This window comes from Rhizobium changzhiense (genome assembly GCF_013087625.1).
GTDB lineage: Bacteria > Pseudomonadota > Alphaproteobacteria > Rhizobiales > Rhizobiaceae > Rhizobium > Rhizobium sophorae.
Window position 1 is genome coordinate 167,613 of the sequence record NZ_JABFCQ010000007.1, and the last position, 22,977, is coordinate 190,589.

Sequence of the window (22,977 nt, forward strand, 5' to 3'; positions counted from 1 at the left end):
CGCCGCCCGGACGGTTCGCGATGAGGGGGCTTCCATGAAATCGTCCAGAACGCTCGGGCTGGTGATGATCGCGCCTGCGGCGATCATGATCGTCCTGTTCTTCCTGATGCCGGTGGTTCTGACGGCGGTCTTCTCGATGACCAACATGACGACGGCGACAGGCATTTCCGGCGGTGCCTACCAGATCGCACCCAATTCCCTGGTCGCGCTGAAATCGGCAATGCCCGACATCGCTGCCGAGATGGCCGAACCGCGCTACACGATCGACGATGCAGGCCTCACGGCCGTCGAGGGCCTCGGGATGGCGCCGGGGATTGCCGCGGAATTGCGCACCAAACATATGGGCGAGGTCTTCCCGGCACGCCGCGACGTCGAGCGCATGATCAAGGATCTTGCCGAGCGACCTTCGACACGCGAGGTCAAGCAGATCTCCGAACAGTTCAACCGCTCCGTCCTCAACACCCGTTTCGACAGCAAGGAGCAGCTGTTTTCGGCGCTGGACAGTCTGGGTTTCGCGCTGACGCCGGAGCAGAAGGAAACCGTCGCCAGGGTCACCTATACCGGCTGGACCTGGACGACCGACAATTTCTCACGCATGGCCAGCTCGCCCGACATGGCGCGTGTGCTTCTCAATACCGTCCTCTACGTCGCGCTGGTGCTGATGCTCTTCAACGTCGGTTATGCGCTGCTGCTCGCCATCTGGACGCATTACATGCCGCCAACGCCTGCCTCGATCTTCCGCGGCATCTGGCTCCTGCCGCGCATCACGCCCGTCGTCATCTACGTCATGCTGTGGAAGTGGCTCGCCTGGGACAGCGGATTCATCTCTATCCTGATGGGCAAGTTCGGCTATCCGCCGAAGAACTACCTGCTCGATACCGCCTATAATGCCTGGTTCTTCGTCGTGCTGATCAACGGCTTCATCGGCGCCTCGATGGGCATGCTGGTGTTCTCCTCGGCGATGAAGGCCATTCCGAAAAGCCAGTTCTATGCGAGCGAGGTCGACGGCGCCTCCCGCTGGCAGCAGATCCGTTACATCATCCTGCCGCAGATGCGCTGGCCGATCCTCTTCGTCACCTGCTATCAGACGCTGTCGCTGCTTGCCTCCTTCAATGAAATCCTGCTCGCCACCAATGGCGGGCCGGGCAATGCGACCGAGGTCTGGGCACTGTCGGCCTATCACACTGCGCTGAGGAACTATGCCGGCAACCTGGAATACGGGTTGGGCGCCGCCATGGCGCTGGTGCTCGTCGTCATCGGTGTGGTGCTGTCGCTCCTCTATCTGCGCGTGTTCAACTACGGCACGCTTGTCGCCAAGCCCCTGATCGAGGATTGACCATGGCCGAACGATCGCAGCCCTCGGCAAATTATCGCAGCTGGCCTGTCATATCGGCGCTGACCATCGTCAGCCTGCCGCTGCTCCTGATGTATGTCTATCTCTTCCTCGACACCGTGACGGTGAAGCAGCCGGATGCCTTGCTGCCCTCCGGCGTGACGCTCGATCACTGGCGTTTCCTGTGGCAGACGACGGCGGGCAAGGCGAACATCTGGCAGGTGACTGTGAATACGCTGCTCTTTGCAACCTGCACCACCAGCGTCGTGCTCATCGTCTCGTCGATGGCGGGCTATGTGCTGTCACGGCTGAACGTGCCGGCACGCGGCTTCTTCCTTGCCGGCGTCATGGTGCTGCACGCCTTCCCGTCGGTAACGCTGATCATCGCCATCTTCATCGTGCTGCAGATGATCGGGCTCTACAATTCATTGATCGGCGTCATCCTGGTGAAGGCAGCGATCGACCTGCCGCTCGGCATCTGGCTGATGAAGGGCTTCTACGACACCGTGCCCTGGGAAATCGAAATGGCCGGCGTCGTCGACGGCGCCTCGCGTTTCCGCGTCTGGCGCAGCCTGGTGCTGCCACAGGTCAAGCCCGGCATCATGGCGCTCGGCCTGTTCTCCTTCCTCTCCGGATGGGGCGAATTCATCCTGCCGCAGGTGCTGGCGCCGGGCAATCAGGTTCAGGTGCTGTCGGTCTATCTCGCGGGCTTCCTCGCTGACGACAACAATTACGATTTCAACATGTTCAAGGCCGTCGGCCTCTTCTACCTCTTTCCGGTGCTGATCGCTTACGCGCTCTTCAACAAATACCTCATGAACATCTATGGCGGCGGGAGCAAAGGCTGATGCGCATCCTCCTCGACAATTTCTCGAAGAGCTTCGGCTCCACCAAGGTCATCGAGAATATGCAGCTCGAAGTCGGCGACGGCGAGATGCTGGCGCTGCTCGGCCCTTCCGGCTGCGGCAAATCGACGACGCTTTTTGCGGTCTGCGGCATTCACCGGCCGACCAGCGGACGCATCCTCTTCGGCGACCGCGACGTCACCGATCTGCCGAGCCAGGCCCGCAATGTCGGCGTCGTTTTCCAGTCCTATGCACTCTATCCGCACATGACGGTTGCCGAGAACATCGGCTTTCCGCTGAAGGTGAAGGGCATGCCGGCAGCAGAGATCCGCAAGGAAGTCGACCGCATCGCCGCCCTCGTTCACATCGGCAACCTGATGGGCCGCAGGCCGGCCGAGCTTTCCGGCGGCCAGCAGCAGCGCGTGGCGCTGGCGCGCGCACTGATCCGCAAGCCCGACGTGCTGCTGCTCGATGAGCCGCTCGCCAATCTCGACGCCAAGCTGCGCCTCGAAATGCGCTCGGAAATCCGCCGCCTGCAGCGCGAGACCGGCATCACCGCCATCCTCGTCACCCATGACCAGGTGGAGGCGATGAGCATGTGCGACCGCATCGCCATCATGAAGGAAGGCGAGATCGTCCAGATCGCCACGCCGGCCGAAATGTACAATGATCCGAAGACCGCCTTCGTCGCCGGCTTCCTCGGCAATCCGCCGATCACCTTCCTGCGCGGCGTCGTGGACAAGGGCGCCTTCGCAATCCCGGAAAGCGAAATCCGAGTCCCTTTGCCTGATACCGTCGCTGCCGCCGAGGGCACCAGGCTGATGCTCGGCATCCGGCCGGAGCATTTTACGCCGGCAGGCGACATCGCCGTGCCGGGCAAGGTCACCTTTGCCGAAACGCAGGGCCGCGAGAACCTCTACGACGTGGCTCTTGCAGGCGGGCCGCTGCTGCGCTCGATCCAGCCGGTGCGCAACGATATCCATGTCGGCGACGATGTCCGCTGGGCGATCGACAGCCGCGGCGTGTTCGTCTTCGACGAAACCGGCAGGAGGCTCTGATGACCCGTGATTTCTCGGCATTTTTCCAACGTTACGGCTGGCCATCGGGCAAGGGCCGGCTTCCCTTCTGCATCGGCCATCGCGGCGCCAGCGGCCATGAACGCGAGAACACGATCGCCGCCTTCCGCCGCGCTGCCGAACTCGGCGCTGAGATGTGGGAGCTCGACACGCAGCTGACCCGCGACGGCGTGGTCGTCGTCTCGCATGACGACCATCTCGAGCGCGTCTTCGGCATCGACCGCCGCATTTCGGAAATGACGGCCGCCGAGCTTGCCGGGCTCGACGGTGTCGACGTGCCGAGTTTTTCGGAGGTGGCCGCGCTCGGCCTCGAGACCGGGACCGGTCTCTATGTCGAGCTGAAGGCGCCTGGGACCGGCATGCGCTGCTGGCAGCACCTTGCCGAGATGAACCAGCGTTTCGCCTGTCTCGGCTCGTTCGACACGGCACAGGTGCGCGAACTTAGCGACGAGGCCTGCGATTTTCCGCTTTCGGTGCTGATCCGCGTCGGCCACGATCCGCATACGCTCGGCGACGAGGCCGGCGCCGATATCCTGCATCTGTGCTGGGAGAGGGCAGGCGAGCGGCCGCAGGATCTGGTGACCGAGGCGCTGCTGCGCCGCGCCTTCGATGCGGGCCGCGAGATCGTGCTCTGGCACGAGGAACGGCCGGCCGTTCTCGATGACCTCATGAAGCTTCCGGTTCTCGGCATCTGCACGGATCTGCCCGATCTGATGCGGCCGTCGGCAGTCAAGGAAAAAGCAGTTGGCAGACAGGGATAAGGGACCGCGCAAGGTAACCTCCTTCGACGTGGCGCGTGTGGCCGGCGTCTCGCGCGCCGCCGTGTCGCGCGCCTTCACGCCGGATGCCAGCGTCTCGCCGAAGACGCGCGAGAAGGTCTTTGAGGCCGCCAAGGAACTTGGCTACCGGGTGAACTATCTCGCCCGAAGCCTGACCAACAAACGCTCCGATCTCGTCGGCGTCGTCGCCGCCGGCCTCGACAATCCGTTCCGCACATTGCAGATCGAGCATCTGGCAAGAATGCTGCTCGCCCGCAATTTCCGCCCCATCCTGCTGCCGACCTCGCCGGAGGCGGATACTTCGACGGTCATCGGCCAGCTGCTGCATTACGCCGTCTCAGGCGTCATCGTCACCTCGGACGCGCCGCCGACCGAGATTTGCGAGCAATGTGCGGCCGAAGGCGTACCAATCGTGCTGATCAACAAGGGCAACGATATCCCCTTCGTCGACCGCATCATCTCTGACGACCGCATGGCCGGCCATCTCGCCGCCACCCACCTGATCGACAGCGGCGTGCGAAAGCCCGCCGTGATGGCCGCCCCTGCCATATCCTATACGGCGCGGCGGCGCAGCGAGGCCTTCATCGCGCGCTGCAAGCAGCTCGGCGTCGAGGCGCAATTCCTGCAGGTCAGGATCAACGACTACCGGAGCGGTTATGATGCGGCAGCCGAACTTGCCGCATCCGGCATCGATGGGCTGTTCTGCGCCAACGACTACATGGCCTGCGGCGTGGTCGACCGCGTCATGCAGGGCCGCAGCCGTGATGATGCGCCGCCGCTCTCCATCATCGGTCATGACGACATTCCCCAGGCGAGCTGGACCGCCTACGACCTCACGACCATCCGCCAACCCTGCGACCTCCAGGCCGAACAGACCGTCGACATGCTGATGAGCCGGATGGCCGAACCTGATCTGACGGCGCGCGTCGAATTCACGCCGGTGACATTGATCAAAAGAAGGACTGCCTGATGAGTTCCGCATTCGATGCCGCCGCCATCCGCGCACGATCAGAGGTCGCCATCTCAGTCGCCCTCAAGGTCGGACGGGAAGCGGCCCGGTTTCGGCGCGACTCCAACCCCGGCACGCTCGCCATCGAGAACAAGGGATTGCAGGATTTCGTCACCATCGCCGACAGGCGGGCCGAACAAGCGATCCGCGACGGGCTCATCTCGCGCTTTCCCGATGATACCTTCATGGGCGAGGAGAGCGGCGGAGGATCGGGTGAGAGCGGCACCTGGGTTGTCGATCCGATCGACGGCACGACCAACTATATCAGAGGCTTCCGGCACTGGGGCGTCTCGATCACCTTCGTCGCCGGCAGCACGGTCGAGATCGGCGTGGTCTACGATGCCACCGAGGACAAGGTCTTTCACGCCATCCGCGGCGGCGGGGCCTTCAAGGACGGGCTTCCGGTCCATGCGGCTGCGACCGCCGATCCGGCCCATGCGCTCGTTATTCTTGGCCATTCCCGCAAGACGAGTTTCGACGACCATCTGGCGCTCTTGCGGCGGCTTCACGAAAGCGGCATGGACTACCGCCGCACCGGCGCGGCCGCCATCGACCTCGTCCGCGTCGCCGAGGGTGCGGCAGATCTCTATTACGAACGCCACCTCAATGCCTGGGACATGCTCGCCGGCGCGCTGATCGCCGAGGAGGCCGGCGCGATGGTGGCGATGCCGCCGGTCTACAAGCTACTTGCGCAAGGCGGGCCTGTCATCGCCCATTCGCCGGGGCTTGCCGGCGAATTCGCCTTCATCCTCGACATCGAGGGGCTCTAGATACACCGTTCCTAGAGACGCGACACCGATTGGGGAACTGCGAGCGTTACGAAACAACGCGATTGCGGCCGCTCTTTTTAGCCGTGTAGAGATTCTGATCGGCGATCGCCAAAATCTCGTTCGGAGACTTGCCAGACAGGGCACTGGCAACACCGATGCTGATGGTGACGTGCAGCCCGTTGCAGATCTCGGACCAATCCCACTGTTCAATGGCCGAACGCAGCTTTTGGCAGACATCGGCGGCGCCTCGGGGAGCGCCGGCGAGCAGGACGACGAATTCCTCGCCGCCAAAGCGAACTGCCTGATCGGTAATCCGCAGCTGGCTGCGCAATATGGCTCCAATGGTACTCAGGACCCGGTCGCCGATCATGTGAGAGAAGTTGTCGTTGATCGACTTGAAGTGGTCGACATCCAACATCGCGATGGAATATGGACGCTTCTCAGACGTCAGTTCCTTAAAGCGGCTGTCGAGATATTTGCGGTTATAAAGCCCGGTCAGCGTGTCCAGATAGACGGCACTGGCAAGGATATCGGTTTGCTCCTGCAATTTCTGATAGGAAGCCTCCAGCGTTTCTGCGCGCTTCGTCTCCGTTTCGGCAACTTCCTTGAACCGCCTGGTTTCATAGTAGATTTCGGCGAGACGTGCGCGCTGCTGGGTTCTCTCAGCGCTATTGCGCAAATAGGCCCGGTGGTATTTCTTATGGGCCGCCAGCGCCGGATCGAACTGTCCCAGCCCCTCATAGGCCTGCGACAGATAAAGATAGATCTGGATACAGGAATCGAAACTGCCGCCGTCGTCGATCAGCTCCACCGCCTCGAGCAGCGGCGACAGGGCTTCCGCGAATTTTCCGGAATTGTTGTAGATCTGGCCCAAGGTGTAGAGATATTGCTGCCTGTCCCTGACATAGCTGCTCTCTTGGAATAGCCGGTAGCGGACCATGCACTGGAGCGCCTTGTCATGCTCGCCCAGGTGACTGTGGAACTCGGCTTTATTGCCGAGACAGATGCGAGCAGCCCAGCTGTCGCCGGTCTTGGTTGCGATGTCGAGCGCCTGTTCGGTCAGTTCCAGCGCTCTCACCAGCATCTGGCGTCCTTCCCCTGGCTGACCAAGCGCCTCCGCGATATATCCGCCTTCCGAATGAGCGCCGCCGAGATTGATGAGCCACCAGCATTCATAGGTCTTGTTGCCGATCAATCTTGCGAGCTCGACGGACCTCTCGCTCATCAAAATGGCTCGGTCGGGCTGCTTGTTGTACCAGAAGATAATTCCAATGACGTTGGTCGCCAGGCTTTGCGCTTTCAAATCTGCGGTCTTGTCGGCCAGATCCAACGCGCGGGTGGCTTCTGCGATCGCTTCCTCGGGCAGGCCCAGTTCCAAGAGCAACCATCCGGAATAAGCCCGGGCATAAGATTCCTGTTTGGGTTCCTCGTTTGATTTCCAGAAATCTACCGCCCGGCGGACATGCGTCAGTCCAAGTTCGGCCTTGCCGATCTGAAAACAGTACCAGGCAATGTCGGTGTCGCATTGAGCGGCGAGCCGATCGTCGCCCCGCGCCTTGGCATCGGCAAGAATTTCGCCGGCCAGTGTGAGTGCCTCGACCGAACGGCCCGTACACCCAAGATGCCACGCTTCCTGCAAGCTGGAATGTGCTTGTGGCGCAATTGCTTTAGTATCAACAACTTGCATATCGAACACCAACATTTGTCTGCTGGATATGCATAGCATCAGAAGCTTAAAATGATGCAAATTACGCAAAACATACGACTAAGAGCATAATGCCGAAAAGTGTGATCGGTTTTTGGACGACATCAAGCTCGAACGCTCGCCGGTTAATCCGCCATGCGGCGGCGCCAGGCGCGTTCGGTCGCCGGTGCCTCGTCGGTGGTGATCTGATCCGGCTTCAGGGCCATCAGCGTCGAAAAGTCTAGCCATTCCTCCTCGCTGAAACCGGCCTCCGGATCCTTCAGGGTGAAGGTCCAGGCATCGACGCGTTTGCCTTCGTCCTGGCAGAGCGCGATCATGTCGAGGCCTTCATTGGCGGCATCAAGGATCAGCGGCCAGTGGAGATAGATCGTGTCCGGTTCGGTCGGGCCGCGCAGGTCGGCACGCAATTCCGCCTCGACAGCCTTCCAGCCGTTGGCCTTCCTGATGTCGTAGAGCTTGTCCGTCGGATCGATGCCGCGCAAGAGATGGGGAAGCTTCTCCTTGACCGCGACGATGACATCGAGGCTGCCGCCGCTGACGATCACCGAGGCGGCGATATCCCGGAAATGCGCGGCCAGATGCGCGATGCCCCTGGCGCCGATCGCTTCGTAGTCGTCCTTCATGTCGAATTGCAGCAATGCGGTTGGATGCGTCGATTGCATCATGGCGGCGAGATCCTCGCTGAAGATCAGCGGCCGGTCGCCCTCTTGCATCCTGATATCGCCGAGGTCACCGATGCTCTTTTCGGCGACCGGCCCATGTCCTGTCGTCTCGCCTTCGAGTTCCCTGTCGTGCAGCACGACGAAACCGCCGTCGGCGCGGACGCGCAGATCGAGCTCCATTGAGGCGCCCGCCGCAAAACCCTCCGCCATCACTTCGGCGGAAAACAGCGGGTCGGAAAACCGCTTGCGCAACCGGTGCCATTTCAGGCGGGTGCGATGCCCCTCATGCGAAATCTCCAGCCCCTGCGCATCCAGCAATCTCGTCATTTGCACCAAGTCTCCGCGATGCCACTTTCCTGCCTTGACGAGACGTGATTATCAAGGGCCGATATGGATTTCATCGACTATAGGCCGCGGATATCGCCTCCGAAGCGGCTGCTATATCCGCGGGGTGGCCGGACTGCCTGAGGGCCGCGCCATACGCCACGACATTCGAGAGCACCGGCTGGAATGCAGCGCGCGGACCAGTATGGTTCAGCCGCACGAGACGGGCCGGCGCGGTTCCGACACCTTCGGTCAGTTCGACGCCCAGCCGTTCGGCGGCGGTGATCAGCGCGGCAGGCGGCAGCGCTTCTGGCACCGGCACTGCCGTGACCAAGTTCGAAGCCTTTGCTGCCGACACCCATGCCGGGGCTCCGAGTGCGGCAAGCCCCGCCCGTGTCGCCGATGCCGCCAGCACATGGCGGGCGACTACATTCTCCAGGCCTTCGGCCTCGATGCGATCGAGCGCAGTCTCCAGCGCAAAGAATTCCAGCGGCGCTGGTGTTCCCGGAAGGCCGCGCCGGCCGCCGTCGATCCAGGTCTTCAGATCGGCCAAAGACAAGATCGACTCGCGCGGGGCGCCGTCTCTGAGGATCAGATCCCAGGCGCGGCCGCTGACCGAAATTGCGGACACGCCGGCCGGGCCCCCAAGCGCCTTCTGTGGCCCAATCACCACGATGTCGATGCCGAGATCGCCGACTTCGAACTGATGGCCGCCGACCGAGGCGACCGCATCGACGACGGTGACGATGTTGCGAGCCCGGGCAAGCGCCAGTATTTCGGGCAGGGGGTTGAGAATGCCGCTTGCGGATTCGGCATGAACCAGCGCCAGCACATCGATGTGAGGACCGGCGTCGAGCGCTTTTGCAACGGCTTCGATCTCGATCGGCAGGCCCGGCTCGGCGACAACATCCTCTACCGTCGCGCCACCCCGCCGCAGCCATTGCCCGAACCACCCGCCATAGGGGCTGGTGATGATATTGAGTGCTGAAAGGCCGGGGCGTGCAAGGCTGACGGCGGCCGCCTCCAGCGCCACCACCGCCTCGGCCTGCACCAGCAATATGTCGTTGCGGCAGCGCAATATGCCGCCGATCCTGTCGGCAAGGACGGCGTAACGCTCCGCGGGATAGGAGGGCACGCCATGCAGGGGATTCCAACCAAGATCGGACATGGATACTTCCTTCAGCAAGGATCGGTCACGAGACGGGGGACGGCAGCAACGAGCGCACGGGCGGCCTCCGATTGCGGCCCGGCAACGACCGCCGCTGCCGGGCCGGTCTCGACGATCCGCCCGCCATCCATAACGGCGATGCGGTGGGAGACGGCGCGCACCACGGCAAGATCGTGCGAAATGAACAGACAGGCAATGCCCTGTTCTTTCTGCAGATCGACCAGAAGCTCGAGGATCCTGCCGCGCACGGTCACATCGAGCGCCGAGACCGCCTCATCGAGCACCAGCAGCGAGGGCCGTGTTGCGATCGCACGCGCAATCGCCACGCGCTGCCGCTGGCCGCCGGAGAGTGCCCGCACCGGACGGCCGGCATGATCTGCGGTGAGGCCGACTCGCTCCAGCAGCTCGACGATCTCCCCGGGGCGCCGGTCTTTTGCGACGCCGTGGATGCGAAGCGGATCGTCGAGTGCCGCACCGACGGTCGCCAGCGGATTGAAGGCGGCGAGCGGATCTTGGAACACCATCTGCATGCGCCCCCGCCGGCGGCGCAAAGGCGCGCCGTTCAGCGCGAGCCAATCCTCTCCCTCGAAACGGATCGAGCCGGCGTCGGCCGCAACAAGCCGCAGCAGGATGCGCGATAACGTCGATTTTCCACTGCCGGAGGCGCCAACGAGACCGAGCGTTTCCCCAGGCGCGATCGTCAGCGACACATTGTCGAGAGCGGCAACCTGGCGACCCGCAGAAGAAAATCCTTTCGACAGGTGTTCGACGGAGAGCAGCACATCGTTCATGGCAGCGCCTCAGCGATCAGCGGTGGCGTCGCGAGATCGCGATGGCTGGCGATGAGGGCGGCGGTATAGTCGCTCTCAGGCGCCGAAAGCACCGAACGGACGGGGCCTGCCTCGACCAGCCTCGCATTGTGGAAAACGGCGATGCGATCGACAAAGCCGGAGGCCAGCGCGATATCGTGGGTGATGAAGAGCAGCGTCATGCCGTCCTCGCGCACCAGCCCGTCGAGCAGGCGTACGATCTCGGCCTGGACGACGACGTCGAGCGCGCTGGTCGCCTCGTCGGCGATCAGCAGCGCAGGCTTCGCAGCGATGGCAGCGGCGATCGCCACGCGTTGGCGCTGGCCGCCGGAGAGCTGATGCGGAAAAGACCGCATCGCCCTGTCCCGCTGCGGTATTCTCACCCGCTCAAGCAATTCCTCGGCCCTGATATAGGCCTGTTTCCAGCTGAGGCCGAGATGGCGCCTGGCGCCCTCGGCAACCTGCTCGCCGACCGTGAGGACGGGGTTGAGGCTGGAACCCGGATCCTGGAAGACGAAGCCGAAATCGCGCCCCGGGCGGGGCGGATGGCCAAGGCCGGGCCAGAACATCTCACCGCCGACCTTCGTTCCCTCCGGCAGCAGACCGGCAAGCGCGCGGGCAAGCGTGCTCTTGCCGGAACCGCTTTCGCCGATGATCGCCAGCCTTTCGCCGGCGACGATATCAAGGTCGATATTGTCGAGCGCGGCCGCACCGCTCCTGCCGCGCCCGTAGGTGACCGAAAGCTGTCGCAGGCTCACAAAAATCCTACTCATGCCGCCCTCACACCGTCATCGCCAAGCGCCTTGCCTAGACCCTCGCTGAAGAGATGGACGCCAAGCACGGTCACGGCGAGGGCCGCACCCGGTATGATCGAGAGATAGGATGCCGAACGCAGCACGCTGCGACCCTCGGCGATCATCGAACCCCAGGTGGCTATATTGGGATTGCCGAGGCCGAGGAAAGACAGCGCTGCCTCGGTGAGGATCGCGCCAGCGACAATGGTGGCGGAGAGCGCCAACACCGGCGGCAGCGCGTTCGGCAGTATTTCCCGGAAGGCGATCTCGGCTGGATGCATGCCGATCACCCTTGCAGAGGCGATGTAATCCTGCTCGCGGATCGCAAGCACCTGCGCTCTCGTCAACCGGGCCGGATCGGCCCAGGTGCCGAGTGCGATGGCAAGGACGACAATGGGTGTCGACACGCCGATGGTGCTGACGAAGGCAAGGGCGAGCAGGAAGCCCGGCACGATCTGAAAGGCATCGACCACGCGCATCAGCGCCTCGTCGACGAGGCCGCCGGCAAAACCGGCCGCCATGCCGACGCAGAGCCCCAGCACCATGGCCGCAAACGCAGCCGCCAGGCCGACGGCAAGCGAGGTTCTGGCACCATAGAGCAGGCCCGCCAGCACGTCGCGGCCGAGACGGTCGGTGCCGAGCGGAAAACCCGGATCGGTGAACGGCGCCAGCAGGGCGCGGCCGGCAATTTTCAGCGGATCGCCCGGCGAAATAACGGGAGCGAGCAGCCCGGCCAAAAGCAGGACGAGAAGGATCGCAAGTCCGGCCGCACCTTCCGGCGTGCGTAGCAGGCGCCGCAGCCAGCTCATGCGCCGCCCTCCGAAGCCCCGATGCGCGGGTCAAGTGCGGCATAGACGAGATCAACGAGGAAATTGACCGAGATGACCAGGACGGAGCTGGTGACGATGATGCCCATCAACAACGGCGCGTCGCGGCCGTTGACCGCCTCCTGCGCTAGCCGCCCGAAACCCGGGATTGCAAAGATGCTCTCGATCACCACGCTGCCGCCGAGCATGGCCGCCGATTGCAGCCCGAGCATGGTGACGAGGGGCAGCAACGCGTTGCGCGCGACATGGCGCAGCACGATCCGGCTCCGCGACAGACCCTTGGCGCGGGCGAAGAGCACGAAATCGAGCTTCCAGGCCTCGGCCATGCCGCTGCGCATCACCCGCAGGAACAGAGCGAGATAGATCAGGGCGAGCGCGCCGACCGGCAGAACGAGATGATCGGCGATATCGAGTGCGCGCGAAAATCCTGTCTTTCCCGAAGCGATCGTCTCGACGCCGGCGATCGGAAACCAGCGCAGCTTCACTGAAAAGGCGATGCTCAGAACCAGGCCGAGCCAGAAGCTCGGAATGGCATAGACGATCAGCGAGCCGATCGACAGCAGCCGGTCACGCAGGCTGCCCGGCCGCGCGCCGGCAAGGATGCCGAGCGCCGAGCCGAGGCCGAAGGAGAGTGCTGTTGCGCTGCCCATCAAAAGCAGCGTATTGGGCAGGCGTTCGGCGATGAGCGCACCGACCGGCCTGTTGAAGGCGATCGACCAGCCGAGATCGAAGCGTGCGAGTGAGGAAAGATAGAGCCAGAGGCGCGCGAACATCGATTGGTCGAGGCCGTAGCTCTCGCGCAGCGATTGCCTAAGTGCGGCATCGCCGCCGCCGATCGAGCCGAGATAGGCGTCGACGGCATCGCCCGAGGCGGATTCAAGCAGGAAAAAGGTGAAGATCACCACGATCAGCAGCACTGGAATGCTGCTGATCGCCCTGCGCCTCAGGAGGATGATTGCACGTCTCACGCCGGACAGGGCCTCTGGAAGAGAATTGCCGTCGATCCTATCACGATTGCAGCGCCGTATCGCCCCAGTTCGAGACAGCCCAACGCGGGTTATCCGAGACGTTGAGCACGCTGTCGCGTGCGACGGTGATGAAACCCCATTCCGCGACGTTGATCAGCGGCAGATCGGCGACGACGAGCTGCTGGAACTTGCGGTAGAGATCGGTGCGCGCCGCCGTGTCGACAGTCTCCGAGGCCTGTTTGATGATCTTGTCGAGTTCCGGATTGACGTAGCCGCCCTGATTGGAGAAGGGCACGCCGGCTGGCGTGCCGGACTGGACGAGAATGGTGGTCGAGATCGCCGGATCACCGCGGAAGACCGGCGGACCGACGGCAAGGTCGAAGTCGTGGTCGGTATAGACCGCCTTCTGGTGCGCGGCCGCATCGGCATTGACGATCTCCGCATTGATGCCGATCACCGCGAGCGCCTGGCGAAGGTAATCGCCGAACTGGCGCGTCTCGTTGAAATAGGGCGCGGGGCGAAGCTTCAGCGTAAAGCGGTTGCCGTCAGGCCCTTGGCTGTATCCTGCCTTGTCGAGGATATCGTTGGCGGCCGCAGGGTCGAACGCATAGGTCGCGACATCGGGTGTATAGAACTCCGGCGCATTCTTCGGCACCGGGCCGGTCGAGGCCGCGGCATAACCGAGGAAGATGGTGTCGACCACGAATTTCTTGTCGATCGCCTGCGCGATCGCCTGACGGACCCTGAGATCGGCCAATTCCTTGCGACGATGATTGATCTCGACGACGAGCTGATAGGTCAAAGCCTCATAGCCCTTCGAGATCACCTTGATGCCGTCGACCTTGGAGATGCGGTCGAGATCGGCGAGCGGCACCGCGGAGAAGGCGGCAAGCTGGATTTCCTCTGCTTCGAGTGCAGCACCCGCCGACTCGCGATCGGGCAGCATGCGGAAGACAATCTCGTCGAGTTTCGGCTGCTCCTTGTTCCAATAGTTTTCATTGCGCGTCAGCCGGTAATATTCGCCGGGCTTGTGTTCGGCGAATTTGAACGGGCCGGTGCCGACGAGCTTATTGTTGGCCGGATTAGTGGCGATATCGGTACCGTCGAAGATGTGCTTGGCAACGACGCTGGTGACGACAGGCAGTGCGTTGCGGATCAGCTGGAACGGCGTCGGCTTGGAGAAGCGGAAGATGGCGGTGTAATCATCGGGCGTATCAACGGCTTCGAGATTGGCGAAAACCAGGCGGCCGAGATTCTGCAGCGGCTTCCAGATGTTGAGTGCCGAGAAGGCGACGTCGACCGAGGTGAACGGCTTGCCATCGTGCCAGGTGACGCCGTCGCGGAGCTTGAAGGTGACGGAAAGGCCATCGGCCGAGCCTTCCCAGGAGGTGGCGAGGCGCGGTGAAAGCCCGTCCTTGCCGTCGAACGACGCTTCGGCGAGCGGCTCGATCACCTTGCTGGCGACGAAGAAGACGCCGTTCGAGGCGACGATGGCAGGATTGAGGTTCTTCGGCTCGGAATCGGCCGCAACGATCAGCCGGCCGCCGGCGGGAGTGGTCTGCGCGGTCTGGGCGAGCGCCTGCCGGGCGAGCGCCGTCGAGGCAAGCAGCAGGGCGGTGCCCTTCATCAGCGTGCGCCGCGAGATAGATGGTACGGTCATGACCCCTCCTGATCAGTGAACAATTCGCCGCACTATATTCGCGGCGAAAAGATCATTGCGACAGATATTAAATTCGAATGCGCCGACCGGGCGAGATATTTTTCTGTCCTGTGCGCATTCGCCACTGCATAATTCTAAGGAATTATGCAGTAATTCAAAGTGTTACAGCGACCTTTGCGCGTCTAAAAGACGCGCGGTGCTGTAGGCAATCACTGCCGGTCAGCCGCCGGCGGCAAGTCTGACCGGTTCTCCGGCGAGGTTGCGATAGGCCGCCCCCGGATGTGGCGCGACGAGCCGCGGCCCCGCTCCCCCGAGTTTTTCCCGCAACGTTCCCTTGGCGTAGTCGGTCTTGTAGACGCCGCGCTTTTGCAGTTCCGGCACCAGCAGATCGACGGCATCCTCGAAACTCTCGGGCGTCACGGCATAGGCAAGGTTGAAGCCGTCGACATCGGTATCCTCGATCCATTCCTGCATCAGATCGGCGACCGTTTGCGGCGAGCCGACGAAAACAGGGCCGAAACCGCCGACGCCGACCCAGTCGGCCATTTCGCGCACCGTCCATTCCTTGGTGGGATCGATGGTGGTGAAGGTCTCGACGGCCGATTGCACCGCATTGGTATGGCGGTGCCGCAGCACTTCGTCCGGCCCGAACTGGCCGAAATCAATGCCCGTCCAGCCGGAAATCAGCGTCAGCGCGCCCTCGAAGGAGGCGTATTTGCGGTATTCGTTGAACTTCCGCTGCGCCTCCGCATCGGTTTCGCCGAGGATCACCGTCTGCAGGTTGAAGGCAAGGATTTCACGCGGGTTGCGGCCGACGCGTTCGGCCGCCTCGCGGACATTGGCAACGTAACGTTTCAGCACGGCTTTCGATGGGGATGCGACGAAGATGCACTCGGCATGGGCGCCAGCGAAATCCTTGCCGCGGCTGGAAGCGCCGGCCTGGTAGAGCACTGGCGTGCGCTGCGGCGAGGGTTCGCTCAAGTGGATGCCGGGTACGCTGAAATGCTTGCCGGAATGGCGGATCGGGTGGACCTTGTCAGGATGGGTGAAGATACCGCTTTCCCGGTCGCGGACGACCGCGTCGTCCTCCCAGCTTCCCTCCCAGAGCTTGTAGCAGACCTCAAGATATTCTTCGGCGAGGTCGTAGCGGTCATCATGCTTCGTCTGCGCCGGCTGGCCGATATTGAGCGCGCCGCTGTTGAGATAGGAGGTGACGATATTCCAGCCGACGCGCCCCTTGGTCAGGTGGTCGAGCGTCGAGATGCGGCGGGCGAAAGTGTAGGGATGCTCGAAGGAGAGCGATGCCGTCAGCCCGAAGCCGAGATGCTCGGTCTCGTAGGACATGGTCGGGATGAGCTGCAGAGGATCGTTGACCGGCACCTGCGCCGAATGGCGAAGGGCGGCATCGACATTGCCGTTCAGCACGTCGTAGACGCCCAGCACGTCGGCGATGAACAGGCCATCGAATTTGCCGCGCTCCAGCGTCTTTGCCAGATGCACCCAGTAGTCGAGATCCTTGTAGGTCCAGGATTTGTCGCGCGGATGGCGCCAGAGCCCCGGCGACTGGTGTCCGACGCAATTCATGTCGAAGGCGTTCAGCCTGATTTCGCGGGTCATGTCTTTCTTCCTTGAAATTAGGGATTGCTGCGGCCGAGGCCGTAGGTCAGCGCTAAGGCGCCGACGAGCACGGCGCCTTTGACGAAATCCTGGGTGTAATAGGGAGCGTTCAGCATGGTGAGGCCGTTCAGCAGCACGCCGACGAAGACGGCGCCGGCAATGGTGCCAAGCACGTTCGGACGGCGCAAATTGAAGACGGCAAAGCCGATCAGGGCTGCGGCAACCGAATCCATCAGCAGCGAGCCGCCGGACGAGATATCACCACGCCCGACGCGGGCAGCGATGACGATGCCGCCGAGCGATGCCAGCGTGCCCGATAGGACATAGGCGAGCGTCTTCAGCCGCACCGTCGAGGCGCCGGCAAGCCGGGTGGCGACCTCGTTGCCGCCGGTCGCAAAGAGCAAGCGGCCGATGCGGGTGCGCTCGGTGAGGATGAAGAGGACGACGGCGACCACCGCCATCAGCACCACGGAAACGGGCAGGGTGCCAAGGATGCTGTAGCGGCCGATCAGCAGGAAGGCCGGGTCGTAGGCGCCGGTCGCCTTCGATCCATCAGGCAGGGTGAGGCCGGCCGAAATCGATCGGCCGGCGGTCGGGATCAGCTGTAAGCCGGAAAGCAGGAACATCATCGCCAGCGTCGCCAGCAGATCCGGCACCTTCAGGCGGACGATGAGGAAGGCGTTGACGAGGCCGATCAGGGCGCCAAAGGCGAGCACCAGCGGCACCGTCGCATAGGCATCAAGGTGCCAGACGATCATCGCATAACTCGCCGCCATCACGCTCGATGCGGCGACCGCGCCGATCGACAGGTCGAAACCGCCGACGGCCAGTGTGACGGTGACGCCGGCGCCGAGGATGGCGACGACGGACACAGCCTGCAGGATGCTCATCAGATTGGCGATATTGATGAAGGCGGGCTCGGCGATGGTGAAGGCGATGACGAGCAGCGCCAGCAGGATGAACACCGCGCCCGCCCGGAGAAATGCCCCGAAGGCGGCAAGACGACCATTATCGGCTTGCGGCGATGCCTTCGGCCGGGCGCTTGCCTGTGGAAGAGTGTCGTCGTCGATCGTCGTCATGCGGATATTCCCTGGATTGCGGAGGCAAGAGCGGCCCCGTCTGCCGCAGGCCTCAATACGTGGCGGTCGATGACGAGGATGCGGTCGGCCACCTCATAGGCCTCCTCCGGATCGGAGGTCGCGATCAGCGTCGCCCGGTCGGTGCGGGCGCGGATTGCCCGGATGATGTCGTGACGGGCGCCGACGTCGACACCCTGGAAGGGTTCGTCGAGCAGTAGCAGCCGGCTCGGCTCCGCCTCCCAGCGGGCGATCACCGCCTTCTGCTGGTTGCCGCCGGAGAGCGACCAGACCGAGGCGAGGGGACCGGCGGCCTTGATGCCGAGACGGGCGATCGCCTGCTCGGCCTCGCGTCGTTCACGGCCGCCGACAAGGAAACCGCGCGGATACCATTTGCCAAGATGCGGCAAGCTGATCGTCGCAGACAGCGAATGACCGGGCCATGCGGGCGGCATCAGCGAGGAACGATGACGGTCTTCGGCTGCCATCGCCACACCTGCGGCGATCGCTTCGGCGGGGTTTTTCGGCCGGTAGGGCCGGCCGCCGAGGAACATCGCGCCGCCGGCAAGCGCCGTCACCCCGAAGATTGCCGACAACAGTCGGCTCTTGCCGGCGCCGAGCACACCGGTCACCGCCACCACCTCGCCCTCATGCAATGACAGATCGAAGGAGGCGGCCCCAGAGAGCAGGCGGACGTCGCGCATCTCGAAAATCACTGGTCCGGTCGCAGGCCGCGCATCCGGCCGAGCCGCCTCCAGTCTGCGGCCGATCATCGTCTCGATGGCGCTCGAAAAATCGATCGGCCGCGAGAAGGTGCCGACGACGCGGCCGCCGCGCATGACGAGCGCGCGGTCGGCGATGGCTTCGAGATCAGCAGTGCGGTGCGAGATATAGAGGATCGCCAGGCCCCGCTTGCGCAGGCTGAGAAGAATGTCGAAGAGCCGGCGGCTCTCCTCTCCGGAAAGGCTTGCCGTCGGCTCGTCGAGGATGAGGAGATCGGCGCGGTTGGCAAGCGCCCGGGCGATCGCCACCAGCTGCCGGTCGGCGCTGGTGAGTTCACCGAAATCACGGTCGAGCGGCAGGCTGAAGCCGGCGACATCGAGCATGGACTGCGCGGCACGGCGGATGCCGGCACGCGAAACGAAGAAAGACGTGCTGCGATCGGCGAAGCGGTTGAGCAGCAGGGCATCGGCAACACTCAGGCCGGCTGCACCGACGAGATCTGTCGATTGGTGCACGGTGACGACACCGGCCCTTGCCGCTTCGGCCGGGCTGCGCGGCGCAAAGGGACGGCCATCGAGGCTGACCGTGCCGCCATCGGCGGGAAGCACGCCGGAAAGGATCTTTACCAGCGTCGATTTGCCCGCGCCGTTTGCCCCCATCAGCGCCACGATCTCGCCGCGCTCGATCGAAAGATCAGCACCGGCCAGCGCCCGCGTCGACCCGAAACTGCGGGTGATATTTTCAATGTGAAGAAGCGGCATCGACAAAGGTCCGGGACTGCAATCGAAGCCGGAGTGTGCCCTGTCCCGGCGGTCGAACTCCAGGCACGCCTTTCCCTCACAATCTGTCCCCGGGAAACAAAGAATCTCCCGCAGCCCATAAAATCGGATCATTTACTCTACTAAAAACATAGAGATTATATCTAAATAATCCGATGCGTCGCGAGGGCTGCCAGACCTGTCAGACGACGCTCCCGATTGCTAAAAGGAACGCGACGATGAAATCCCTCGCACGGCTCGCACTGTCTGCCGCCGTCATTCCGTTCATTTTCATTCAAGGCGCAAAAGCCGACGGCCTGTCCGGCGCTCCGGCCCCCTTCGACAAGGGCGGCGTCAAGGTGGCTCTGATCAGCTACATTTCGGCCGGCGATTTCTTCCAGGCCTACCAGGCAGGGGCTGAAGCCCAGGCCAAGGCGCTGGATATCGACCTGCGCATCTTCCCCGGCCGGCAGGATGCCGCCGAACAGCGCGAGCAGATCTTGCAGGCGATCAATCTCGGCGTCTCCGGCATCATCATCGACCACGGCCTGCCGGAATCGCTCGGCGACGTCGTGCAGCAGGCGCTCGACAAGGGCATCAAGGTCGTGGCCTTCGACGTCAACCTCAACAATCCCAAGATTCCGCAGGTGGAGCAGAGCGATCACGAACTCGCATCATTGGCGCTCGAACAGGTGGTGAAGGACAACGGCGAGAACTTCAACGCCGGTTATGTCTATGTCGCCGGCTTTGCGCCGCTCGACCGCCGCAACGAAGTCTGGGACAAGTTCAAGTCGGACAATAAAGGGGTGGTCGAAAAGGCCCGCTTCGGCAATGTCAGCGACACGACGGCGACCTCGACTGCCGATCAGGCGAAGGCCGTGCTGACCGCCAATCCCGATATTTCGGTCGTCTTCGCCCCCTATGACGAATTCGCCCGCGGCGTGAAGCTTGCCGCCAACGACCTCGGCATAGCAAACAAGCTCAAGATCTATTCGGCCGACGTCTCGACGGCCGATATCCAGGAAATCACCGAGGAAGGCAGCCCTTGGGTTGCGACCGTCGCGACCAATCCTGCCGTCGTCGGCGCCGTCTCCATTCGCGCCGCCGCCCTCGAAATCGCCGGGCAGACGGTTCCTCACCAAATCACCGTGAAGCCGACGCTTCTGACGCAGGAAAGCCTGCGCGCAGCCGGCGTCAAGACGATCGAGGAACTGGCCGAAAAGATCCCGGCCTTCAGCACGAGCGATGCGGCGACCGCCAGCTGGATCCCGGACAAGCTGTTCTGAGAACTCGCACTTCGATCCTTCCGGCGGAAGCGTGCGGCTCCCGCCGGATCATCTTTTGAAGAATTGGAGTTCCGCCCATGAGCCAATCCAATGTCATCTTTGCGGCCAGCCGCAACCCGACGCGAGAAGACCTCTTTACCCGTGCCGAGGAGATCTCTGCCGACCTTTCGCGGCGCGCCGCCGACCTCGACCGCGAAGGCCGTCCACCGCTCGCCGAGATCGTCAAATTGAAGAATGCCGGGCTGCTCAATGCGCTGCATCCCACGCAAATCGGCGGCGGTGGCCTCGATTGGGTCGACGGGCTGAGGCTGGTGCGCATTCTCGCCCGCGGCGAGAGCTCGATCGGCCAGCTGCTCGGCTACCACTACGTCAATAGCCAGTACATCTATTGGGCGCTTGATGCGGCGCGCGCCCATGCGCTGGGCAGCGATACGGTCGCCAGGAACCTCTATTGGGGGGCAGCCGTCAATCCCCGCGATCCCGGGCTGGTGCTCACCCGTCGCGGCAACGGCTATGTGTTGAACGGACGCAAGTCCTTTTCCACGGCGGCTCGGGTCTCCGACTATATCAATGCCAACGCGACGCTCGACGACAAGATCGCCGGTTTCGCCGTGCCGACCAATCGTCAAGGTTACGTCGCCAACGACGACTGGGACAATATCGGCCAGCGCCTGTCGGACAGCGGTAGCGTCGAATTTCATGATTTCCCCGTCTACGAGGAGGATTTCGTCGGCGCGCCGGCTGCACCCGATGTGGCGCCGCCGGTGCTGTCGACCTTCAATACGCCGTTCATCCAACTGGTCTTCGTCAATTTCTATCTCGGCACCGCGGAAGGCGCGCTGCAGGCGGCCGTCGATTACGTCCGCAACACGACCCGGCCATGGATCACCTCGGGTGTCGAGCGGGCGGCGGATGATCCTTATATCCTCGAACGCGTCGGCGAATTCACCGCCGCGCTGAAGGCTTCGGCAGCCCTTGCCGACAGTGCGGCATCAGCCGTGCAGGCGGGCCTTGCCCGCGGCCGCGATGTGACGGCGCGCGAGCGCGGCGAGGCGGCGGCGGAAGCCTATGCCGCCAAAGTCCACGCCACTCATGTCTCGCTCGACATCACCTCGCGCGTCTTCGAGCTGACGGGCGCGCGCTCAACGGCCGACAAATACCGTTTCGACCGGTTCTGGCGCAATGTCCGCACCCATACGCTGCACGATCCCGTCTTCTACAAGGCGAAGGAAGTCGGTGAATTCGTGCTGAACGACAAGATACCGGAGGTCAGCCTCTATAGCTGAGGCGGCCATCATTCATCGAAAGCAAAAACCCCACTGCCGGCACCGGCGGTGGGGTTTTCGGTTGGAAGAGGGGAGATTTCAGAGCGCGCCGTTCTTCGGCGGCGTTACGCCGTTCAAATGGTAGTTGCCGACGACGTGATATTTCCAACGCACGGGATCGTGCAGCGTATGGGTGCGGGCATTGCGCCAGTGGCGGTCGAGGTTGAGGCCTGTTTGTACCGACGAGGTGCCGGCAAGCTCGAAAAGCGTGTTCGAGGCCTCCAGCGCCACTTCGGTGGTCAGCACCTTCGCCGCAGCGACGGCCAGCGTTGCCGCGATCACCTTTTCCTCCGTCGTCTCGACCTGCGCCGCATCGACCTTGTGCCCGGCGCGCTCCACGAGAGCCGTTGCAGCTTCCAGGCGAATGGCGATCTGGCCGACCTTGGCGATCGTCAGCGGATCGTCTGAGGCTCGCTCAAGGCCGCTATCCATCCAGGCGCGCGATTTCGTCCTGACGAACTCCAGCGTTTCGGCAAAGGCCGCCCGTGCGATACCGAGATCGACGCCGGCATGGATGATCTGACCGACGGAGCCGATCGTCGTCGGCCGCTCGAAGCCCTTGTGATGGAAAACCACGGAATCGGCGCTGACATAGACATTGTCGAGGATCGTCGTGCCGCTGCCGGTGGTGCGCTGGCCAAAACCGTCCCAGTCGTCGACGATCTCGACACCTTCGGTGCCCTTCGGCACAAAGGCCATGGTCAGCCGATCCTCCGGATCGAGCGCAAAGATGGTGATCCAGTCGGCGAAGAGGACGCCGGTCGAATAGAATTTGCGGCCGTTGATCCGATAACCGGGACCGTCGCGGGTGATGCGCGTATTGTAGTGGCCGACCGTCTTAGTGCCGCGCTCGGATAGCGCATTTCCGAAACGATCGCCGGCCAGCACGCGGCCGAAGAAATAGCGCTGCTGCTCCTCGCCGCCGTCGGTTCTGAGCGCCTCGAGGATATAGAAATGGTTCTGCGGGATCTGGCCGATCGAACCGTCCGCCTCAGACAGGATCGCGGTGATCTCGGCAAGCACGGCGTTGGAAACGTCAAGCCCGCCATATTGCGCCGGCACGGTGATCGCCAGAAGGCCGGACTGGGCGAGAAGATCGAGTTCGCTAAATGGCAGGATCCGGTCGGCGTCGCGCTCGGCGGCACGTGCGGCGAATTGCGCCGCCAGTCTGCGGGCGGTGGCGATCGCCTCATCATCGCTGCCGATACGGTCGGCCACGGGCCGGATCTGATCTGCTTGCCTCAGCACTGTGTTCATCGATGTCTCCAATTCTGACGAGCCTATCGGTGAAAGAAATTAAGCGTCGAGATAAGAGCACAAATTCTATAGATGCAATGGAAAATAAAAAGTGTTTGCTTATCAGGCTTCGACCGCCCCCGTTTAGTGTTGCGGTCCGACACTCATGCAACGAGGTCGCCTGGGAAGCAATAAAATTCCTGCCCAGAACTGGCGCTCCCGGTCTC

General features: G+C 63.1%; 20 protein-coding genes. 8 read left to right on the top strand and 12 right to left on the bottom strand.

Annotated elements, in window-relative coordinates:
- The first annotated feature begins 34 nt into the window (after nucleotides 1–34).
- The 6 genes from G9X68_RS28275 to G9X68_RS28300 are packed head-to-tail and all read left to right on the top strand — an operon-like array spanning nucleotide 35 to nucleotide 5,812.
- Nucleotides 35–1,336: a carbohydrate ABC transporter permease gene (locus G9X68_RS28275; protein ID WP_171605198.1), complete on the top strand. Its 1,302-nt coding sequence runs from the start codon at nucleotides 35–37 to the stop codon at nucleotides 1,334–1,336.
- 2 nt (nucleotides 1,337–1,338) lie between these two features.
- The gene (locus G9X68_RS28280) at nucleotides 1,339–2,181 is read left to right on the top strand and encodes a carbohydrate ABC transporter permease (RefSeq protein WP_171605199.1); all 843 of its coding nucleotides are present in this window, start codon (nucleotides 1,339–1,341) and stop codon (nucleotides 2,179–2,181) included.
- A complete protein-coding gene (locus G9X68_RS28285; RefSeq protein WP_171605200.1) occupies nucleotides 2,181–3,236 on the top strand; it encodes an ABC transporter ATP-binding protein in 1,056 nt (351 codons plus the stop codon). Before G9X68_RS28280 ends, G9X68_RS28285 begins: the two co-directional genes overlap by 1 nt.
- On the top strand, nucleotides 3,236–4,015 hold the full coding sequence (locus tag G9X68_RS28290; RefSeq protein WP_171605201.1) for a glycerophosphodiester phosphodiesterase: 780 nt from the start codon (nucleotides 3,236–3,238) through the stop codon (nucleotides 4,013–4,015). Before G9X68_RS28285 ends, G9X68_RS28290 begins: the two co-directional genes overlap by 1 nt.
- The gene (locus G9X68_RS28295; RefSeq protein WP_171605202.1) at nucleotides 3,999–5,003 is read left to right on the top strand and encodes a LacI family DNA-binding transcriptional regulator; all 1,005 of its coding nucleotides are present in this window, start codon (nucleotides 3,999–4,001) and stop codon (nucleotides 5,001–5,003) included. The genes G9X68_RS28290 and G9X68_RS28295 overlap by 17 nt, the downstream gene beginning before the upstream one ends.
- Nucleotides 5,003–5,812, top strand: a complete 810-nt coding sequence (locus G9X68_RS28300) for an inositol monophosphatase family protein (RefSeq protein ID WP_171605203.1) — start codon at nucleotides 5,003–5,005, stop codon at nucleotides 5,810–5,812. The genes G9X68_RS28295 and G9X68_RS28300 overlap by 1 nt, the downstream gene beginning before the upstream one ends.
- A 46-nt stretch (nucleotides 5,813–5,858) precedes the next feature.
- Here G9X68_RS28300 and G9X68_RS28305 read toward each other — a convergent pair whose 3' ends face one another.
- The 11 genes from G9X68_RS28305 to G9X68_RS28355 all read right to left on the bottom strand — a co-directional run bounded on the left by G9X68_RS28305 (nucleotide 5,859) and on the right by G9X68_RS28355 (nucleotide 18,906).
- A complete protein-coding gene (locus tag G9X68_RS28305) occupies nucleotides 5,859–7,514 on the bottom strand; it encodes a GGDEF domain-containing protein (protein WP_171605204.1) in 1,656 nt (551 codons plus the stop codon).
- A gap of 128 nt (nucleotides 7,515–7,642) precedes the next feature.
- Nucleotides 7,643–8,506 carry a glycerophosphodiester phosphodiesterase gene (locus G9X68_RS28310; protein ID WP_171605205.1) on the bottom strand — a complete coding sequence of 288 codons (864 nt, stop codon included), beginning with the start codon at nucleotides 8,504–8,506 and terminating at the stop codon, nucleotides 7,643–7,645.
- 70 nt (nucleotides 8,507–8,576) lie between these two features.
- Entirely contained in the window at nucleotides 8,577–9,671 is a 1,095-nt protein-coding gene (locus G9X68_RS28315; protein WP_171605206.1) for a pyridoxal-phosphate-dependent aminotransferase family protein, read from the bottom strand.
- A gap of 11 nt (nucleotides 9,672–9,682) precedes the next feature.
- Complete coding sequence (locus G9X68_RS28320) at nucleotides 9,683–10,462, bottom strand: ABC transporter ATP-binding protein (protein ID WP_171605207.1); 780 nt, start codon at nucleotides 10,460–10,462, stop codon at nucleotides 9,683–9,685.
- Nucleotides 10,459–11,253, bottom strand: a complete 795-nt coding sequence (locus G9X68_RS28325; protein WP_171605208.1) for an ABC transporter ATP-binding protein — start codon at nucleotides 11,251–11,253, stop codon at nucleotides 10,459–10,461. The genes G9X68_RS28320 and G9X68_RS28325 overlap by 4 nt, the downstream gene beginning before the upstream one ends.
- Entirely contained in the window at nucleotides 11,250–12,083 is an 834-nt protein-coding gene (locus G9X68_RS28330) for an ABC transporter permease (protein WP_171605209.1), read from the bottom strand. Before G9X68_RS28330 ends, G9X68_RS28325 begins: the two co-directional genes overlap by 4 nt.
- Nucleotides 12,080–13,069, bottom strand: a complete 990-nt coding sequence (locus tag G9X68_RS28335; RefSeq protein ID WP_171605210.1) for an ABC transporter permease subunit — start codon at nucleotides 13,067–13,069, stop codon at nucleotides 12,080–12,082. Before G9X68_RS28335 ends, G9X68_RS28330 begins: the two co-directional genes overlap by 4 nt.
- Nucleotides 13,070–13,109: 40 nt before the next feature.
- Nucleotides 13,110–14,729, bottom strand: a complete 1,620-nt coding sequence (locus tag G9X68_RS28340) for an ABC transporter substrate-binding protein (RefSeq protein ID WP_171605211.1) — start codon at nucleotides 14,727–14,729, stop codon at nucleotides 13,110–13,112.
- A gap of 219 nt (nucleotides 14,730–14,948) precedes the next feature.
- Entirely contained in the window at nucleotides 14,949–16,346 is a 1,398-nt protein-coding gene (locus tag G9X68_RS28345; RefSeq protein ID WP_171605212.1) for an LLM class flavin-dependent oxidoreductase, read from the bottom strand.
- Between the two features lie 17 nt (nucleotides 16,347–16,363).
- A complete protein-coding gene (locus G9X68_RS28350) occupies nucleotides 16,364–17,425 on the bottom strand; it encodes an ABC transporter permease (protein WP_171605213.1) in 1,062 nt (353 codons plus the stop codon).
- Nucleotides 17,422–18,906: a sugar ABC transporter ATP-binding protein gene (locus G9X68_RS28355; RefSeq protein WP_171605214.1), complete on the bottom strand. Its 1,485-nt coding sequence runs from the start codon at nucleotides 18,904–18,906 to the stop codon at nucleotides 17,422–17,424. Before G9X68_RS28355 ends, G9X68_RS28350 begins: the two co-directional genes overlap by 4 nt.
- Before the next feature lie 236 nt (nucleotides 18,907–19,142).
- Here G9X68_RS28355 and G9X68_RS28360 point away from each other — a divergent pair, with 236 nt between their 5' ends.
- Nucleotides 19,143–20,189 carry a substrate-binding domain-containing protein gene (locus tag G9X68_RS28360; protein WP_171605215.1) on the top strand — a complete coding sequence of 349 codons (1,047 nt, stop codon included), beginning with the start codon at nucleotides 19,143–19,145 and terminating at the stop codon, nucleotides 20,187–20,189.
- 77 nt (nucleotides 20,190–20,266) lie between these two features.
- Nucleotides 20,267–21,475, top strand: coding sequence for an acyl-CoA dehydrogenase family protein (locus G9X68_RS28365; RefSeq protein ID WP_171605216.1), 1,209 nt, complete (start codon nucleotides 20,267–20,269; stop codon nucleotides 21,473–21,475).
- 78 nt (nucleotides 21,476–21,553) lie between these two features.
- Here G9X68_RS28365 and G9X68_RS28370 read toward each other — a convergent pair whose 3' ends face one another.
- Nucleotides 21,554–22,771: an SfnB family sulfur acquisition oxidoreductase gene (locus G9X68_RS28370; protein ID WP_171605217.1), complete on the bottom strand. Its 1,218-nt coding sequence runs from the start codon at nucleotides 22,769–22,771 to the stop codon at nucleotides 21,554–21,556.
- Between the last annotated feature and the right edge of the window lie 206 nt (nucleotides 22,772–22,977).

Bases quoted from the DNA above. Each gene is read 5' to 3' on its own strand.
- G9X68_RS28350 (WP_171605213.1), bottom strand. From the start codon at position 17,425: ATGACGACGATCGACGACGACACTCTTCCACAGGCAAGCGCCCGGCCG.
- G9X68_RS28365 (WP_171605216.1), top strand. From the start codon at position 20,267: ATGAGCCAATCCAATGTCATCTTTGCGGCCAGCCGCAACCCGACGCGA.
- G9X68_RS28300 (WP_171605203.1), top strand. From the start codon at position 5,003: ATGAGTTCCGCATTCGATGCCGCCGCCATCCGCGCACGATCAGAGGTC.
- G9X68_RS28320 (WP_171605207.1), bottom strand. From the start codon at position 10,462: ATGAACGATGTGCTGCTCTCCGTCGAACACCTGTCGAAAGGATTTTCT.
- G9X68_RS28325 (WP_171605208.1), bottom strand. From the start codon at position 11,253: ATGAGTAGGATTTTTGTGAGCCTGCGACAGCTTTCGGTCACCTACGGG.
- G9X68_RS28360 (WP_171605215.1), top strand. From the start codon at position 19,143: ATGAAATCCCTCGCACGGCTCGCACTGTCTGCCGCCGTCATTCCGTTC.
- G9X68_RS28340 (WP_171605211.1), bottom strand. From the start codon at position 14,729: ATGACCGTACCATCTATCTCGCGGCGCACGCTGATGAAGGGCACCGCC.
- G9X68_RS28355 (WP_171605214.1), bottom strand. From the start codon at position 18,906: ATGCCGCTTCTTCACATTGAAAATATCACCCGCAGTTTCGGGTCGACG.
- G9X68_RS28330 (WP_171605209.1), bottom strand. From the start codon at position 12,083: ATGAGCTGGCTGCGGCGCCTGCTACGCACGCCGGAAGGTGCGGCCGGA.
- G9X68_RS28345 (WP_171605212.1), bottom strand. From the start codon at position 16,346: ATGACCCGCGAAATCAGGCTGAACGCCTTCGACATGAATTGCGTCGGA.
- G9X68_RS28370 (WP_171605217.1), bottom strand. From the start codon at position 22,771: ATGAACACAGTGCTGAGGCAAGCAGATCAGATCCGGCCCGTGGCCGAC.
- G9X68_RS28285 (WP_171605200.1), top strand. From the start codon at position 2,181: ATGCGCATCCTCCTCGACAATTTCTCGAAGAGCTTCGGCTCCACCAAG.
- G9X68_RS28275 (WP_171605198.1), top strand. From the start codon at position 35: ATGAAATCGTCCAGAACGCTCGGGCTGGTGATGATCGCGCCTGCGGCG.
- G9X68_RS28290 (WP_171605201.1), top strand. From the start codon at position 3,236: ATGACCCGTGATTTCTCGGCATTTTTCCAACGTTACGGCTGGCCATCG.
- G9X68_RS28305 (WP_171605204.1), bottom strand. From the start codon at position 7,514: ATGTTGGTGTTCGATATGCAAGTTGTTGATACTAAAGCAATTGCGCCA.
- G9X68_RS28315 (WP_171605206.1), bottom strand. From the start codon at position 9,671: ATGTCCGATCTTGGTTGGAATCCCCTGCATGGCGTGCCCTCCTATCCC.
- G9X68_RS28310 (WP_171605205.1), bottom strand. From the start codon at position 8,506: ATGACGAGATTGCTGGATGCGCAGGGGCTGGAGATTTCGCATGAGGGG.
- G9X68_RS28280 (WP_171605199.1), top strand. From the start codon at position 1,339: ATGGCCGAACGATCGCAGCCCTCGGCAAATTATCGCAGCTGGCCTGTC.